Genomic DNA, 15,275 nt, shown 5'->3' with positions numbered 1-15,275 from the left:
GATCTTCTTCTCTAAAAAAATTAGCGAATAATAAATCGCAGCATGCAAATATTAAATGGTCTTTAACTTTTGTGGTTTGTGACTTATCTTTATAATATAATCAGTTCAAAATTTAATTTTTTAATGAATAATTGATCTATTTTGTCATGCGGTGCAGGGAAGTTCATCTCACATAGAATCCTGCTGTTACTAAAATCAAGAAATAAATATGAAATTGATGTTGATATTTCTTTTTTCGATAAACCTTGTTTACGGTCAATCTATACCAAATTTAACAGTAGGTTATGGAGATCGGTATGATAGCCTTCCTAAATTAGTATTCAATACGGCTACAATAGAAGACTATCGTAAAACAATTAGCTCCAATAATATTGTCAATAAAACTCCTACTGTTGAAGGAAAAAACCTTTTGATTCAAACTGGCAAAGGCGAGTTAAAGTTCAAGAAATATAGTTTTTCAGCAAATCAGGGTGATGGATTTCGGGGCTGGGCGTATAAAGGCTATCTTCGCCAACTCAAAATGCATATTCTCGTAAGCAATCATGTTTCCGAATCACTAGGTTTTAGCGATTTGGTTTTACTCGATAGCGTCAACGGTACTCAGCAGACAATTGCTTCAATTGGCGACGGTGCAGTTGAAATACCTATTCCTTCTCCCAACGGATATTTTCTTGCTTACTATTACAATCAGGTATATACTTCGAATAGTTGCTTTATTGGGGTTCTTGCCGTACATAGTGGAAAAGCTCCTTTCCGAATTAAACTTTCCGAATACAACAGTTTTGAAACGGACAATTGGGCAGTGGAAAATATCAGATGGGTCGATAATACGACAATTATCATAAAAGCTTATACGCTTAAGAAAATTGACAATGCAAACAGTAAGCAGTTTGCATACTACACTGCCCGATTAAGCCAAGAGAACGCCAAGTAAGGTATAGTGACTTGCTGATCACTTGAGTAATAATGGATCAATTTATTTAATTAGGTAAAGTAGTATGTACTTTACTTCTTAAAAACTTTATGAAAATACGACATAGTATCATCATTTTAACTGCTGCAATTTGCTCTTGTAACAACCCTAACATATACCAACAAAAACGAGATGTGAAGCAATCAGAGCATCCTATTGACAGAGAAGTAGCAACCTCCCAGCAGCAGATAGATATAGTTCCAACTTCAAATACTACGAATAACGGTGGAGCTACGACATCAATAAAGTTCAATGAATTTGTTGTTTCGATTCAAGGAATGGCCATTTTTGATCTAGAAAAGATGGATCAGCTACAAAGGGATACGGTAGAGATCGATGCAGAAGTCGGAGAAAGCATCGAGGGAAGTTATATTTCTATTTTAAATGATCAGATTAGTGATTTGAAGGTGGAACAACGCTATGAAACCAGCGTAACTATTATGAACGAAGGGCCTCATTGTGATCTTACTGATTGGAAACATTTTAACTCAGACTGGAAGTCTTTAAAACAAAATAAGAATGGACTATTTTTTAGTGAAGAATATACCGATCAGGACTATCGAGCCTTTCCCAGCGTGTCTATGGACGAGTTGAGACAAAAAGTAAAAGAGCGCTGTGGTGAAGAATGGTTTAAACTTTTGGCTAAAGTAAAATCGCCAACTGAATATCCATCAACAGTCAGCGTAAGCCGGTATTTTTTAAGGATCACATGTCGTCGTAAAGACAACGGGAAAGAACTTACCAAATTTATCATTATCAAAACTCCTATGGGATGTTAGTAGTTTAGTTGCTGAATCACAAAACTACGATTTTCCAAGTTATAAATATCTATGTGAAGGAATTATGAGAAAGTAATGTACCTTCAAAAGAGTCCGTATTATTTTAACGATGGTTTTATTATTTTTGCCACCTATTGAACCAATGAAATACCAATTCAAGAACACAACGATGAAATTAAGCCTATTGACTAAAGCTATTTTTACTATAGCATTCTTATTTTTAACAGAGAATAATATTTTCGCTCAAACCAAATATCAAAAGGATTTTTACGAGTTTTGGTCTGACATCAATAAACATTACGCCTATTTAGAAAGTCAAAATATCGACTGGAATAAAGTCAAAGAGATTTATTCAGCACAAGTAGAAAAAGTTACAAACGACAACGAGTTTATTCAGTTACTTGAAGATACGTTGAATGAGCTGTACAATGGACATTCATCATTAAGCATAAATCTTAATACATCAAATAGGTTAATTCCATCGTGGTCTGACATACGTATCGAAAAAGATCAGAACAAATATTTAATAAAAGACTTAAGAAAAGGTTTTGGTGCAGATTTAGCTGGGTTAAAAATTGGTATGCAAGTAACTCTTTTCAACGGAGTATCAATAGATGAACAGTTAAAAAGTTTCTTACCTCAATTTACAGATTATCACAGTCCAAAGATGTATCAGTATGCTTTAGATATGCTTTTTGCAGGAACTCACGATAAAAAACGAGTGATTACCGTAGTTGAAAACGGAGAACGAAAAACATTTGAACCAGTGAGCTATGCCAATAGGAATGAATTGTTGTATTATAAAGTTATAAATGAAAACACGGGGTATGTCAAAATCAATAATTCATTGGGGAATAACAACTTGATTGGTGAATTTGATAAAGCTCTTGACAGTTTGATTTCTAATAAAAACCTTATTTTGGATTTGACTGAAACTCCTAGCGGCGGAAATTCAACTGTTGCGAGGGCCATTATGGGGCGGTTTGTCAATAAAGTTCTGCCTTATCAGATTCACGAATTTGATGAGAAGGATTATGACACAAAACGACATTGGGTAGAGTATGTAAGTCCACGTAAGAAAACCTACAAGGGTAATGTGTATATCCTCGTGGGGCACTGGACAGGAAGTATGGGAGAAGGGATAGCTATTGGTTTTGACGCGCTAGATAGAGCTACAGTTATTGGCACACCTATGGCGGGACTATTAGGCGCAATTTCAAATTTCCGTCTCACAGAAACAAAAATTGGATTCCAATTTCCGACTGAAAGATTGTATCATATCAACGGAATACCAAGAGAGGAATTTATTCCCAAGATTTTATGTAAAAATATCGAAGAAACATTAGAAAAAGCTAAGGAGGTGGCTTTTTAGATTAAGTAGGGGATTCCGACTCAGTTTGTCCTAAAACTTGTGGAGCAATGTTATGATCAATGTGAACAAATAAAAAGTTTATGCTTAATAAAGTTAACAATACTTTTATCCTTCTTTTGTTTATGCTTCTTTCCAACTACTGCAAAGCACAAACGGAAAATAAGAGCTTAAATATACCTGTATTTGTTAAAGGATCTACCTTTTTTAACGCGGATAAAAAAAACTGCATAGCGCTTCCATTTGGCTATTCAAATATTTCAAAACAACTGCCTGTCGACTCCATATTGTCTGCTATACAAGATCATCGCGGCTTAGAAAATCTTTATGCGCTCAAATTTGAGCAATTACTCAAAAACAATCTCGTGGTGCTACCAGAAGCATATGACGTCTCTTTTCCATTTGAGCAAGCTATCGGCAAAGAATATAATCAGATTGGAATTGCCTCTAATTTTATCCGTTATAGGGGGGATTCGCTGCATTTTTTAGCTGTATATAATGCAGTCCGTTATAACGAACCATTCGTGGAAAAAATATATCTAATTTCAGTAAAGAATGGGAATCCAGTTGATGTAAAAAGAATATATCTTTATCATGAGGGAGAAATGGGATTCACGAACTATACATTATTTTATATAGATAAAAATTTTATAATCTCATTGCGGGATTATGAGTTTAATGAGAATCCCTTTAGACAAAAACCTGTTTATCAATTTCAGCTTTTACGTAACGGAGTATTTGTCAGATATTATGCTCAGAATGGTTTATATAAAACTGATGAAGAACAGGGCTCAATAAAAAATCACCACAAAGACGGAAATTGGATAGAATTTAAAGCAAATCGGTATGTGGATTTACAAGAATATCCATCATTTACAGATTCGTATACGTACTTGGAAGCAAGGTATAAAGGAGGTCTTCCTGATGGCAAATGGAAGTGTTATAAATTATTACAAGAATATAATGAAGAAACGGGAGAACCAATAATCAACACAAGAAAAAGAGGCCCGTTGGTTTATACTGAACTATACAAAAATGGGGTATTGGAAAAACGAGAGTATGTTCTTGATAAATAGGCCGTCTGTTATAAGTGATAAAACATGTAACTTGTATTTGAAAAGGCAAAAAGGTTCTTAAGTTCCTTTCTACAAGAACTTAAAATATGAAAATAATACTATAGTTGCTATTCGTTTTGTAATTTGCAAACAGTGGATATAGCCAACAAAAGGCAAAATAATAGACGTAGATTCTTAATTATGGAAATAATCATCAGACAAGCAAAAGAAAGCGAAATCAATGTATTAATTGAGTTTGAACAGGGAATCGTTGAAGCGGAACGACCTTTTGATAATACATTAAAGTTAGGCGAAATTCATTATTATGATCTCCTAGAACTGATCAAGTCCAGGGAGGCTGAAGTTCTTGTTGCAATTGTTGACGATCAAGTTGTCGGATCAGGATATGCGAGATTATTGGATGCAAAACCTTATCAAAAATATGAAAAGTATGCTTACCTCGGATTTATGTTTGTTAAACCCGAATATCGAGGTCAGGGTATCAACAAAATGATTTTACATCGATTGATCAACTGGGCAAAAGAAAGAAATATTTCAGAAGTAAGACTTCAGGTTTATGAAGAAAATACGAGTGCAAAAAAAGCCTATGCAAAGGCAGGATTTAGACCAAATCTTCTGGAAATGCGTATGGAAATCGACGACTGATACTAATGAAAATTCATTGGGATAATTTCTATAACAAATTAAAAAAAAGACAGCTTTTAAAAATTTAAAAGCTGTCTTTTTTTTGGCGTTATGCACTCATTCGAAACCGATTTATTCATTATTATGCTCAATTTCGGCAATGATTTCTTTAGCAGATTTGATGACTTGATTATTCAGCTGAATAATCATATTTGCTTGAGATGCTGCATTGATAAGGATTCCTTTTACTTTTGGCGATGCATTAACTGCTTTATACATCATATCGGGATTTATATTTGCATTAGGGATGGATACTAGTTCATCGGCGAGCTTAAAAACCAATGCGTTGTAGTAGGTTTGCCAATCGTCTTTTGATGGCACTACGGTTTGATAATATTCCAAAATTCCTGTTTTTAATTTTCGATCCTTGATGAGACCAATTTTCCCACTAGATCGGAATCCTTCATAATTTCCGGTATTTCTGATCTTAAAGATCGGATTAAGGTTCATCTTAATACGGTCATTCGGGTTGACTTTCACCAAGCTATCAATTTTTTGTTGGTTTAGTTCTCCGTAAAATTTACAACCTTCAGCTGTATTTGTCAAGTAGGAATTTTGCTTTTCCAAGTCGTGGACATCTTTTTGGAGGTCGACTTTTAGATCTTCCAAAAATTCTTTTACTTCTTGTTGTTCATGCCGATGCTCGCTCCAGCCGTGAAGCCATATAGAAAGTGATACTGCAAAAACGATAATGAAGATCTCAATGGATATTTCTTTCAGTTTTTCAGAGAGGCTATGCTTTGGCTCTTTTGCGGTTTTATAAATTTTCTTCGTGTGCTTAATGATCTCGTCTTGCATTTTACAGCTTTAAGTTAATATAAAGGTGATTTTGTTAAATATTGGTGCTAATACACAAAGATGCAAAAGTTTGGTAAAACACACAAATTAATAACTTGTCCATTACTTTTTTGAGGAAGAAAATAGTAACGGGCTCAAAACAGAGAAATTGCGTATATTTATGATAGTAAATTACCAGAAAATAGGCTATATTATGAAAATATGGACAGGATTGCTATTAATAGCGGTTTTTATACTTCCTTTCCTCGCTTGTGGACAAAATCCCTATCAGATCAATGGGGTAATACCTCAATTGAAGGACGGTTCCAAAGTATTTTTGATCTACGAAATAGAAGGTAAGTCTGTTGTTGATTCCACTATTTCAAGAGGTGGAAATTTTTCGTTTTCTGGGACGGTAGACTATCCTGTTTCATCGTCGCTATATCTCGATAAAAATCCTTATGTAAATAGACCCTCTCGCAATGAGCAAATGGATTTTTTTCGTTTTTACCTTGAGCCTGTCACTATGCAAATGCAAGCAAGCGACTCCTTGAAAAATATAACGATCAGTGGATCTCAAATTAATCTCGACCAAGATGCTTTTAAAAAGATGCGTAGCTCCGTAGATGATAACTTTACAGCACTTAATAAAGAATTTTATGCACTTTCAGCCAATCAACAAAACGATCCTAAAGTACGGGAGGCTTATATTGATCGGGAAAAAGGATTAATGGATGACCTATATCGTGTTCATTTAGCATTTGCTCGTCAGCATCCATCGTCCTACCTTAGTTTAATCAGTTTATCCTTTGTTGCTGGACAGGAGAAATTTATAGACGAGGTTAAAAGGATATATGCCGATTTAGCTGAGAAGCTCAAAAGCTATCCTTTGGCCAAAGAGATACCCATGCAGTTAGAATCGTCAATCAGGACCAAAGTTGGACAGGTTGCCCCCGATCTCGAACTTCAAACTCAAATGGGTACAAGTCTAAAATTATCTGAATTCCGAGGAAAGTATCTATTGGTAGACTTTTGGGCTAGTTGGTGTGGACCATGCCGCGAAGAAAATCCAAATCTAGTAGCGCTTTACAATAAATACAAAGATTCGGGATTCGAAATCTTAGGAGTATCTTTGGATAAAGTAGCTCAACGCAAACAATGGGTCAAAGCAATTGCAGATGATAAGCTGAGCTGGCCACAAGTATCTGATTTAAAAGGTTGGGATAGCCAAGCAGCAAAACGTTATGGCATCAATTCCATACCAGCAAGCTTCTTGTTGGATCCTACAGGAAAAATTGTGTACCGCAACCTCAGGGGGAAAGATTTAGAAGAAAAATTACAGGCGATCTTTTCAGATAAAAGCGATCCTAAATAGCCAGTTTAGTAGTATATACAATAAGCTCTATTAAGATTGGGATATTCTCGTTAGGGTCGCGAAACCTAAGTGTGAAACCGACTGAGGGGGGGCTGGTAATAAAAATAGACTGATCAAATCGCTCATTAATCTAATCTATAAATAAATTCCTCAATTTCGATTTGGCGTGCATTAGCAAAACCGCGATCTGTACCAACCCTAACAAAACCACAATTTTCCAATACTTTTTGGGAACCGAGATTATCGAAAGCGACGCGCCCATACATAGGGCGGTTTGTTTCAATTGAAAGAAACGCTTTAAGTGCCTTTGTTGCAATTCCACGTCCCCAGAATTTTCGGTCAATCCAATAAGTGATCTCAGCATCACCTTCAATAACAAACTTCGCAATACTTCCTACAATTGTCCCATCAATCAGAATCGTTTGATTGTTTATACTTGGCTCATTGAGAAATTTAGCATACTTCTCAAGGTAAGCTTTCTTATCTGAAGAACTACTTGAGGTAAAAGCCGCGAGATAATTTGCTTCTTCATCAAGCTGAAACTGATAATGTGTTTCTAAATCCGTGTATACTGTCGGTCTAAGAGTAAGTTGAAAGTTGAGGTCATCCATGCTTTTTATATTCGGTTTATCCCCAAATATAGTAATAAATACTTTTCCTTTAGTCTTCATCGAAGTCAACCGACGACAACTTGAGGAAAAGCCGAACAGTGCTCGAACAAAGATAGAATTTAAGCCAATGTGATGTTCTTTCATTGAGCCCATATGGGGAGATGTGTAGATACCTCGATCTCTGAAACAGCATCCTGGTATTTAAACACAGTTTCAGGTACCATGTCGTTTTCGCTTATATCGACCCCCTTAACAGAGGAAAAGAGATTTAGATGCCTTTTCACAAGCGGAATGGTATGAATATATAAATGAGTTATTTTGTCCGTGCTGGAGTCACAACTAGTACTTTTCTTAGCCTTAGACCTCGCATGGCATATATGCATATTATCGGTGTAAAAAAAGATCATTTCAATCTTATTTTCAGGGTACAAGGCTTTAATATCTTGTAGCATTTGAAGATGCGTCTTATTAACGATATTGATCTCCACAGCAAAATCTTCATCGTTACTTAACAGCAACAACAGTTGTTCCTCAAATCTCCTATATCCATATTTTAAACCAAGTGCAGCATAGCTTTGAACAAAGAGATTAGGGTCAAGTATCTTGATCCCTTCGGGAATGAAATACTGCCCACAAGTACTTTTCCCAATATGAGGAGGACCAGTTATCACATATATTGTTGCCATGATCAGATACTTTGAATTGTCCCATCGCTATGCTCTTCAACCATTTGGCCATCCTTGCTATAAACCAACGGCTGTTCACGGGAAAACAAGTAGGAGCGAATGCTCGTTTGTAATTCTTGCCTCCATTGAATCTTTTCATCCGCAGACATAGTGAATGGGTCTTTTTTCATCTTTCCAGTTTTGACAAGTTGTTCTTCTTGAATTATCCTTTTCATTTAAAAATTAATTAACATTAGCTTATACGATCAATTAAATATAAACATATATTAATATAATATAAAAAAATATTAACACAAAATACGCAGGAAATTTGATAGACCGACTTTAAATTGGCAACATAATCCATTATAAAAATTAACAGACGCCGTATATTCTTTTTATCAAGAAAGTATACAAAAGAATTATACAGTTGATTGTTTAAGTTATATACTGATTTGAATTTTTTAGGGGCTGAAGTCAAAATTTAGACAACTAACTCAGAAAACCGACAAGGTATAAAGAAGTACTTTTCACTCGGGCAACTATTTCGTTTTCTTGAAGATCGTGAACTCAGTTTATTTCTGCATCCTTGGAGAACGTAAAACTTTTTTAAACTCATTAAGCTACCTCAGAATTTCGTATTCATAAACGACTCCCCAGATTTGGCTCTTATTATACGTGGGATTTTGTAAGATGAAATTCTAATAGAACGTTTCCTCCTTTGGTTTGATTTTGGTGCTGGTATAACACTTAAAACAGAAAAACCGTTTTTAACAGTGTTAAAGACGGTTTTTTTTTTGCGGAAAGGGAGGGATTCGAACCCTCGATACAGTCATCCCGTATACAGTCTTTCCAGGACTGCTCATTCGACCACTCTGACACCTTTCCGTGTTTCAGTGCACAAATGTAGCAATTTTTTAATTTATTGCAACCTTGTTCGTGTTATTTACCATCGGATTTGTTATATTCTATTGAGAATAAGCGTATTGTTTTTATTTTTTAATGAATAAAACTTATTCCTTATTTTTCGGAATGACAAATAATTATTTCGACATAAAAGGGGCGATCCTCGACATGGCACTAAAACGTACTCAGGAACGTATCACAATGATAGCATCTGCTTTAGAAACAGCAAGAGATTCAAGTAATGACGATACCAAAAGTAGTGCTGGAGACAAATATGAAACTTCGCGTGAAATGATTCAACAGGACATCAATCGCTACCAGAAACAACTCCTGGAAGCCAATAAAGATCTACAGCAGCTAATCAGTATAGAATCATTACCAAATGATGTAATGGATGTAGCCAGATTAGGAACGCTTGTTCAAACCAGTGTTGGTCTATATTTGATCGCCACAAGTATTGGAGCTGTAAAAATAGGGACCAATAATATCTTCGTCATTTCGCCTGCATCTCCAATTGGACAACTACTTATCGGAAAAAAAATAGGTGATAGTTTTGTTTTTAACAACGTTAATCAGAAAGTTATTGCAATCTACTAAGTGATGAAAATACCGAAAAATTAAACAATATGTCGATGCATCTGTTCTTATTTAGTACAGAAACGAAGAATGACATGAAATTGAATAATTTACTTTTAATCTTCTTACTTGGCGCTTTACTGTTTATTCACTCTTGTAGATCGCCCGAATCGGACGAAAAACTAAGATCAAAAATCGAGGCAGCGTTGGAAACTACTGCAGGCATCGAAGTAGATGTCGAGGAAGGGAATGTAACGTTGGATGGACAGATCGGTTCGGATTCGCTCAAGCAGGATATAGAAAACAGAACAAAATTAGCGGGGGGAGAGGGTATCAAATCCATTCACAACAATATCATTGTAAATCTTCCTGAACCAGAAGATGCCCGTGAAAAATATCATGAAATTATGGGCGGCGCGATAGATTCTACCTTAACGAGAGACGTCAATCTTGTTCTGGAAGATTTTCCAACCATTACGGCTCAGGTGAAGGAAGGAATTATAATTGCGACAGGTAATCTTGAAAAATCAAAAATCGATACACTAAAGAAAAGATTAGAGCATATCAAGCCCAAAGGTATTGATATGAAAGGTGTCACCAGTCGCTAAACAACGAAAAGAAGCTATCCATCGATTAACGGGTAGCTTCCTTCATTTGTTCATATGTTTATTTAATACCTAAGTTAAGCATTTTCTATTAGATCTCGTATAGCAACAGAAGCTATTGCCCCGCCAAAGGCTGCTGGTAGATATGACATGGTACCATAAGCAGACTTTTTAAAGTTACTCCCATCAGTATATAATAATGAATCCTTGTTTGGAAGTTCAGTTGAAAATGCCACTTTCACTCCATCACGTATACCATGTTTACGCAATTTCTTACGGATATGCTGGGCCAACTTACAATTATAAGATTTACCGATATCAGCAATTTTTATTTTTGTAGGATCAACTTTGCCACCGGCGCCCATTGAACTGACAAATGGTATATTGGCTTCTAATGCTCTCCGAATAAAAAATAGTTTAGGTGTAATACTATCAATAGCTTCCACACAATAATCTGGCGCTAAATCTAGCAAAGCTGGTATTTTTTCCGGAATAATAAAATCCTGTATCACAGTTAAATCTAATTCCGGATTGATCGCCATTAATCTTTCTCGCATAATCTCAGCTTTTGCTTCACCATGATTAGTTGCCAAGGCAGGTAGCTGCCTATTACGATTGGATGGATCTACGGTGTCTCCATCAATAATGGTCATTTTTCCAACACCTGCTCGGCATATAAATTCGGCAGCAAATGATCCAACACCGCCTAATCCCAAAACCATCACATGCGAATTTGCCAATTTTTCAACCGCTGATCGACCTATCAATGCTTCGGTACGTGACAGCCAACTTAAATCTTTCATTTATCTAAATTTGTTTTTTATATTATAATGAAACCTTATAGCTATCCGACAACGTGAATAAACAGACTATAATGGCCTCATTTATTAAATACATTCTTATAATTTTGGTATAAAACCCGCTTTAACTCTTCCAATTCGATCGATCTGATCTGAGCAACGTATCGGTAAAGTGTAGCAATTTCTACGGTCGTATCTGTATCCGTTTCTAGAAACAAATGACTGAGTGAAATATTTTCTAAAAGTTCGTCTTGACTTCCGTTTAAACAATGTTTTCCTATGGAAAGATAATACCCTTGATCGATTAACTGTTGAGCCAAGGTCCAGTTCTTACGATATCCATGAAAAACAACAGCGTCGCTAAAATTCACTTTTTTCAAACAACCAACAATCTCCTGAAAAGCTCGAACACAATGAATGATCAAAGGCTTCCTATACGTTTTAGCCAAGCGAACCTGTTGATCAAATACAGGCTGTTGATCGGCGAGGGGAGTGGCGATATTTTTGTCCATACCACATTCACCTATGGCTAAAACCTGACTCAGCGCTAATGCATCCACCATGAGTCCCAAATCATGTTCAGTATTCTCATTGATATACCATGGGTGCAAACCTACTGAACAATCCGCTTCAGAAATTATCTCCGAATGGTTCAAGGTGATATTCTTAATGGAAAGAGTAGCACGTTCTTTCATCGGATAATTCCGATGCGTGTGTAGATCGATATAGGGAATCTGTGTAGCCAACGAGACAAAGGTCGAAAAAATACTTGAAGCAAAAAATATTCTCTACAAAATTAGTATAGTTTTATTCTCCCAAGCTAGCATCTAAAGCTTCAAGAATACCTGAAGCCTTCAAAAGACATTCTTGATACTCCTGATCGGCAGCTGCCTGATTGGTAACTGCTCCCCCTGTATGAAAGGAAAGGTACCTTTTTTGTTTATTGTAAAGCAATGAACGGATAACTACGTTAAAATCGAATTCATCGCGCATGGTGTCAAAGTAACCGATAGATCCTGCATAGATACCTCTCTTTCGAGCTTCAAGCTGATCGCAAATTTGCATAGCTGCAATTTTGGGAGCACCTGTCATCGAACCTGCAGGAAAAGTATTTCTAAATACATCCACATTGGCGACTTTTGGGTCTTGCATGCAGGTAATAGTTGAAATCATTTGATGTACTTGTTCGAAGGATTGAATCTCAAAAAGGCGAGTGGCCTCAACCGTTCCGGGAAGAGCACTTCGTGTCAAATCATTGCGAACCAAATCAACGATCATCACATTTTCGGCGATCTCTTTTTTTGACCTCAACATATCAGCTATAATCTGTTGGTCCTCTGTTGAATTTGCCCCCCTTTTGGCCGTCCCTTTAATCGGCTGAGAAATCAACTTTCCTTGTCTTTTCGCTAAAAATCGCTCCGGAGAAGCACTCACGATAAAATGATTTCCTACCTTGAAAAATGAACTAAAGGGCGTAGGTGATATGGTATTCAACCGATGATAAACTTCCATAGGAGCGATATCAGCATCATCAGCAAAAAATTCCTGACAAAGGTTCACTTCATAGATGTCTCCACGCTGAATATGTGCCTGTACATTTTCAAAAGCTTTGACATATTCACACTTTGTCCAACGCGACTTTACCTGTACAGAAATTGGGGTTATCGCAGGAATCTGAGTATCCGAAATGGCCTGATAGATTTTAACAGGATCCTCGGCTTCTATATGCACTTGATCTGCCGTCCATCGAAGCGTAATTGCTGGCACAAAGAAATAAGCTTCTGGAAATTCGAGCTGATCCTTTCCTGTTGTCTTTAATTCTTCTATCTCATTCTTAAGGTCGTAAGATAGAAATCCGGGGATAAACTGAGATTGATGTAATCTCAAAAAAGTGTCGAGCTGGTCAAATACATTTTCATTTGCACGGAAAGAGAATAATGCCTTGACAGCCAGTATCTGTTCAAATTTGCCCCATTGATCCGACATCCCATTACTATTAAAGAAAGAAATTTCATCAAATTGCCCCGACCAATGCAGGGCTTTCTGATGAAATTTATCTTTAGAATCGAGAAGATCAAAACTTTCGATCCGCATAGTTTATTTTGATAAAGCTAATGTTTGTTTACGATCAGGACCTACCGATAGGATCGTGATAGGTACTTCCAGAGCTTTCTCTAAATAAGAAATATAATTTTTTAATGCTTCAGGTATTTCTTGTTCAGACGTTATACCCGTCAAATCTTGTTTCCACCCATCAATTTCTTCTAAGATAGGTTCTGCTTGATGCGTGATGATTTCATAAGGCATATAATCAATCACTTCACCATTATATTTATAATGTGTACATGCGTAGATTTTGTCGAAGGTGTCCAAAACGTCAGCCTTCATCATAATCAAATCTGTCACGCCATTCAGCATAATAGCATATTTTAAAGCCGGAATATCGATCCATCCGGTACGACGAGCACGCCCTGTAGTCGCTCCAAATTCATGACCTAATTGACGTAATTTTTCGCCAGTTTCATCGTGAAGTTCAGTAGGGAAGGGACCGCCACCTACGCGAGTAGCATATGCTTTAAAGATACCATATACCTTACCTATTTTATTTGGTGCGATACCCAGGCCTGTACAAGCTCCGGCTGTTGTGGTATTAGATGAAGTAACAAATGGATAAGAACCAAAATCAACATCCAAAAGCGTACCTTGAGCCCCCTCAGCTAACACACGTTTGCCTTCTTTCAGATATTGATTCACCAAATGCTCTGAATCCACATGCGGGATAGATTTAATGAATTCGATTGCATCTAAAAATGCTTTCTCTTTTTCACTGAAATCAGGTATTTCACCATAGTGCGAAAGAATACTTAGATGTTTTTCTTTCAACTTTTGGTAACGCTCTTGAAAATCTGGAAGTGTTGTATCACCTACACGCAAACCATTTCTACCGGTTTTATCCATGTAAGTTGGACCAATACCTTTCAGAGTGGATCCAATTTTTCCTGCACCCATTTTTGATTCTGAGGCAGCATCCAATAATTGGTGTGTCGGCAGAATAAGGTGTGCTTTACGCGCTAAAACCAAATTGCCTTTACCCACCGGATCAAAACCAGCTGTCTTAAGGTTGTCTAACTCTCTTTTTAAGATAATCGGATCGATAACGACACCATTACCAATAAGATTTAGTGTACCTTCATTGAAGATACCAGATGGAATTGTGTTGAGTACGAATTTCTTGTTATCGAATTCCAACGTGTGTCCGGCGTTAGGGCCGCCTTGGAAACGAGCGATTAAATCGTATTTTGGACAAAATACGTCTACGATTTTACCTTTACCCTCGTCACCCCATTGTAAGCCCAAAAGCACATCAACTTGCATAGCTTTTAAAGTATAGTAATTAAAATGTTATTAATAAAAATAGACTCTATTTAAAAATAAAATGTTCAGGAATTTTTCCCCTGAACATTCCTGAACAAATGTACTATTATATTTAAGAAAATATAAGATTAATTTGAAATAGCTTCGTGAGCGACGGCCTCTTCTTTTTTGTTCTTAAGTTGACAGTCTTGACATACACCATACAAATTGAGTGAGTGGTGCTTAATGTCAAATTTTAAAAGATCTCCCATGAGACTCTGAATTTGGTTGATACGTGGATCACAGAATTCAACAACCTTATTACATTCAATACAGATCACGTGATCGTGTTGTTTGAACCCGTAAGACTTCTCAAATTGTGCCATGTTCCTTCCAAATTGGTGTTTTGTAACCAAATCACAAGAGACCAAAAGTTCTAGGGTATTATAAACTGTAGCACGACTGACCCGATATTTCTTGTTCTTCATATGAATATACAAAGACTCTACATCAAAGTGATCAGTACGTGAATAAATCTCTTCCAAAATCGCATAGCGCTCTGGTGTTTTTCTTAGATTTTTATTTTCTAAGTAGGCTTCAAAGATTTTTTTTACAGTTGCAAAATTTTCAGCTTGATTCATAGTAAAAATATTCTTGTACAAATTTACCAATTAAGATTGATATTTCCTCTATTAAAAATAGTGCTTAATAGTAGTCGCCTTAGC

17 protein-coding genes and 1 tRNA gene are annotated in these 15,275 nt (G+C 36.3%); 8 read left to right on the top strand and 10 right to left on the bottom strand.

Annotated features, from left to right (window positions below):
- Positions 1–217: 217 nt before the first annotated feature.
- The 5 genes from CBM24_RS13170 (at position 218) to CBM24_RS13150 (ending at position 4,842) form a co-directional block, all read left to right on the top strand.
- Positions 218–934, top strand: coding sequence for a hypothetical protein (locus CBM24_RS13170; RefSeq protein WP_157698456.1), 717 nt, complete (start codon positions 218–220; stop codon positions 932–934).
- Between the two features lie 89 nt (positions 935–1,023).
- On the top strand, positions 1,024–1,752 hold the full coding sequence (locus CBM24_RS13165) for a hypothetical protein (RefSeq protein ID WP_088161570.1): 729 nt from the start codon (positions 1,024–1,026) through the stop codon (positions 1,750–1,752).
- Positions 1,753–1,921: 169 nt separating this feature from the next.
- Complete coding sequence (locus tag CBM24_RS13160) at positions 1,922–3,124, top strand: S41 family peptidase (RefSeq protein WP_088163550.1); 1,203 nt, start codon at positions 1,922–1,924, stop codon at positions 3,122–3,124.
- Positions 3,125–3,204: 80 nt separating this feature from the next.
- Entirely contained in the window at positions 3,205–4,197 is a 993-nt protein-coding gene (locus tag CBM24_RS13155) for a hypothetical protein (RefSeq protein WP_157698455.1), read from the top strand.
- 180 nt (positions 4,198–4,377) lie between these two features.
- Complete coding sequence (locus tag CBM24_RS13150) at positions 4,378–4,842, top strand: GNAT family N-acetyltransferase (protein ID WP_088161568.1); 465 nt, start codon at positions 4,378–4,380, stop codon at positions 4,840–4,842.
- Between the two features lie 111 nt (positions 4,843–4,953).
- Here the strand turns inward: CBM24_RS13150 and CBM24_RS13145 are convergent, their stop codons facing one another.
- On the bottom strand, positions 4,954–5,679 hold the full coding sequence (locus CBM24_RS13145) for a DUF6090 family protein (protein ID WP_088161567.1): 726 nt from the start codon (positions 5,677–5,679) through the stop codon (positions 4,954–4,956).
- 193 nt (positions 5,680–5,872) lie between these two features.
- On the opposite strand from CBM24_RS13145, the gene CBM24_RS13140 reads away from it, so the two are divergent.
- Entirely contained in the window at positions 5,873–7,033 is a 1,161-nt protein-coding gene (locus CBM24_RS13140) for a TlpA disulfide reductase family protein (protein ID WP_198386111.1), read from the top strand.
- 125 nt (positions 7,034–7,158) lie between these two features.
- Here CBM24_RS13140 and CBM24_RS13135 read toward each other — a convergent pair whose 3' ends face one another.
- The 4 genes from CBM24_RS13135 to CBM24_RS27295 all read right to left on the bottom strand — a co-directional run bounded on the left by CBM24_RS13135 (position 7,159) and on the right by CBM24_RS27295 (position 9,197).
- A complete protein-coding gene (locus CBM24_RS13135; protein ID WP_232475783.1) occupies positions 7,159–7,788 on the bottom strand; it encodes a GNAT family N-acetyltransferase in 630 nt (209 codons plus the stop codon).
- The gene (locus CBM24_RS13130; RefSeq protein ID WP_088161565.1) at positions 7,785–8,330 is read right to left on the bottom strand and encodes a hypothetical protein; all 546 of its coding nucleotides are present in this window, start codon (positions 8,328–8,330) and stop codon (positions 7,785–7,787) included. Before CBM24_RS13130 ends, CBM24_RS13135 begins: the two co-directional genes overlap by 4 nt.
- Before the next feature lie 2 nt (positions 8,331–8,332).
- Complete coding sequence (locus tag CBM24_RS13125; RefSeq protein ID WP_075992629.1) at positions 8,333–8,545, bottom strand: hypothetical protein; 213 nt, start codon at positions 8,543–8,545, stop codon at positions 8,333–8,335.
- 564 nt (positions 8,546–9,109) lie between these two features.
- Positions 9,110–9,197, bottom strand: a tRNA-Ser gene (locus CBM24_RS27295).
- Between the two features lie 114 nt (positions 9,198–9,311).
- Between CBM24_RS27295 and CBM24_RS13120 the strand changes: the two genes are divergently transcribed.
- A complete protein-coding gene (locus CBM24_RS13120; RefSeq protein WP_088161564.1) occupies positions 9,312–9,812 on the top strand; it encodes a GreA/GreB family elongation factor in 501 nt (166 codons plus the stop codon).
- Positions 9,813–9,847: 35 nt separating this feature from the next.
- Entirely contained in the window at positions 9,848–10,399 is a 552-nt protein-coding gene (locus CBM24_RS13115; RefSeq protein ID WP_157698454.1) for a BON domain-containing protein, read from the top strand.
- 74 nt (positions 10,400–10,473) lie between these two features.
- Here CBM24_RS13115 and CBM24_RS13110 read toward each other — a convergent pair whose 3' ends face one another.
- The 5 genes from CBM24_RS13110 to CBM24_RS13090 all read right to left on the bottom strand — a co-directional run bounded on the left by CBM24_RS13110 (position 10,474) and on the right by CBM24_RS13090 (position 15,191).
- Positions 10,474–11,199, bottom strand: coding sequence for a ThiF family adenylyltransferase (locus CBM24_RS13110; protein WP_075992627.1), 726 nt, complete (start codon positions 11,197–11,199; stop codon positions 10,474–10,476).
- Positions 11,200–11,276: 77 nt separating this feature from the next.
- Positions 11,277–11,942 (bottom strand): TatD family hydrolase, encoded by a 666-nt coding sequence (locus CBM24_RS13105; RefSeq protein WP_157698453.1) that lies wholly within the window; start codon positions 11,940–11,942, stop codon positions 11,277–11,279.
- Between the two features lie 61 nt (positions 11,943–12,003).
- Positions 12,004–13,290, bottom strand: a complete 1,287-nt coding sequence (locus CBM24_RS13100) for an anthranilate synthase component I family protein (RefSeq protein ID WP_088161562.1) — start codon at positions 13,288–13,290, stop codon at positions 12,004–12,006.
- Positions 13,291–13,293: 3 nt separating this feature from the next.
- Positions 13,294–14,571 (bottom strand): adenylosuccinate synthase, encoded by a 1,278-nt coding sequence (locus CBM24_RS13095; protein WP_070564133.1) that lies wholly within the window; start codon positions 14,569–14,571, stop codon positions 13,294–13,296.
- A gap of 128 nt (positions 14,572–14,699) precedes the next feature.
- Positions 14,700–15,191, bottom strand: a complete 492-nt coding sequence (locus tag CBM24_RS13090; RefSeq protein ID WP_075992626.1) for a Fur family transcriptional regulator — start codon at positions 15,189–15,191, stop codon at positions 14,700–14,702.
- Positions 15,192–15,275 lie beyond the last annotated feature (84 nt).

The organism is Sphingobacterium sp. G1-14 (assembly GCF_002196555.1).
Taxonomy (GTDB): Bacteria; Bacteroidota; Bacteroidia; order Sphingobacteriales; family Sphingobacteriaceae; genus Sphingobacterium; species Sphingobacterium siyangense.
This window is presented reverse-complemented; position numbering and strand designations above follow the sequence as displayed.

What these genes read in the sequence shown, in the direction of transcription:
- CBM24_RS13170 (WP_157698456.1), top strand. Translation starts at nt 218, where the DNA reads ATGTTGATATTTCTTTTTTCGATAAACCTTGTTTACGGTCAATCTATA.
- CBM24_RS13165 (WP_088161570.1), top strand. Translation starts at nt 1,024, where the DNA reads ATGAAAATACGACATAGTATCATCATTTTAACTGCTGCAATTTGCTCT.
- CBM24_RS13160 (WP_088163550.1), top strand. Translation starts at nt 1,922, where the DNA reads ATGAAATTAAGCCTATTGACTAAAGCTATTTTTACTATAGCATTCTTA.
- CBM24_RS13155 (WP_157698455.1), top strand. Translation starts at nt 3,205, where the DNA reads ATGCTTAATAAAGTTAACAATACTTTTATCCTTCTTTTGTTTATGCTT.
- CBM24_RS13150 (WP_088161568.1), top strand. Translation starts at nt 4,378, where the DNA reads ATGGAAATAATCATCAGACAAGCAAAAGAAAGCGAAATCAATGTATTA.
- CBM24_RS13145 (WP_088161567.1), bottom strand. Translation starts at nt 5,679, where the DNA reads ATGCAAGACGAGATCATTAAGCACACGAAGAAAATTTATAAAACCGCA.
- CBM24_RS13140 (WP_198386111.1), top strand. Translation starts at nt 5,873, where the DNA reads ATGAAAATATGGACAGGATTGCTATTAATAGCGGTTTTTATACTTCCT.
- CBM24_RS13135 (WP_232475783.1), bottom strand. Translation starts at nt 7,788, where the DNA reads ATGAAAGAACATCACATTGGCTTAAATTCTATCTTTGTTCGAGCACTG.
- CBM24_RS13130 (WP_088161565.1), bottom strand. Translation starts at nt 8,330, where the DNA reads ATGGCAACAATATATGTGATAACTGGTCCTCCTCATATTGGGAAAAGT.
- CBM24_RS13125 (WP_075992629.1), bottom strand. Translation starts at nt 8,545, where the DNA reads ATGAAAAGGATAATTCAAGAAGAACAACTTGTCAAAACTGGAAAGATG.
- CBM24_RS13120 (WP_088161564.1), top strand. Translation starts at nt 9,312, where the DNA reads ATGAATAAAACTTATTCCTTATTTTTCGGAATGACAAATAATTATTTC.
- CBM24_RS13115 (WP_157698454.1), top strand. Translation starts at nt 9,848, where the DNA reads ATGCATCTGTTCTTATTTAGTACAGAAACGAAGAATGACATGAAATTG.
- CBM24_RS13110 (WP_075992627.1), bottom strand. Translation starts at nt 11,199, where the DNA reads ATGAAAGATTTAAGTTGGCTGTCACGTACCGAAGCATTGATAGGTCGA.
- CBM24_RS13100 (WP_088161562.1), bottom strand. Translation starts at nt 13,290, where the DNA reads ATGCGGATCGAAAGTTTTGATCTTCTCGATTCTAAAGATAAATTTCAT.
- CBM24_RS13095 (WP_070564133.1), bottom strand. Translation starts at nt 14,571, where the DNA reads ATGCAAGTTGATGTGCTTTTGGGCTTACAATGGGGTGACGAGGGTAAA.
- CBM24_RS13090 (WP_075992626.1), bottom strand. Translation starts at nt 15,191, where the DNA reads ATGAATCAAGCTGAAAATTTTGCAACTGTAAAAAAAATCTTTGAAGCC.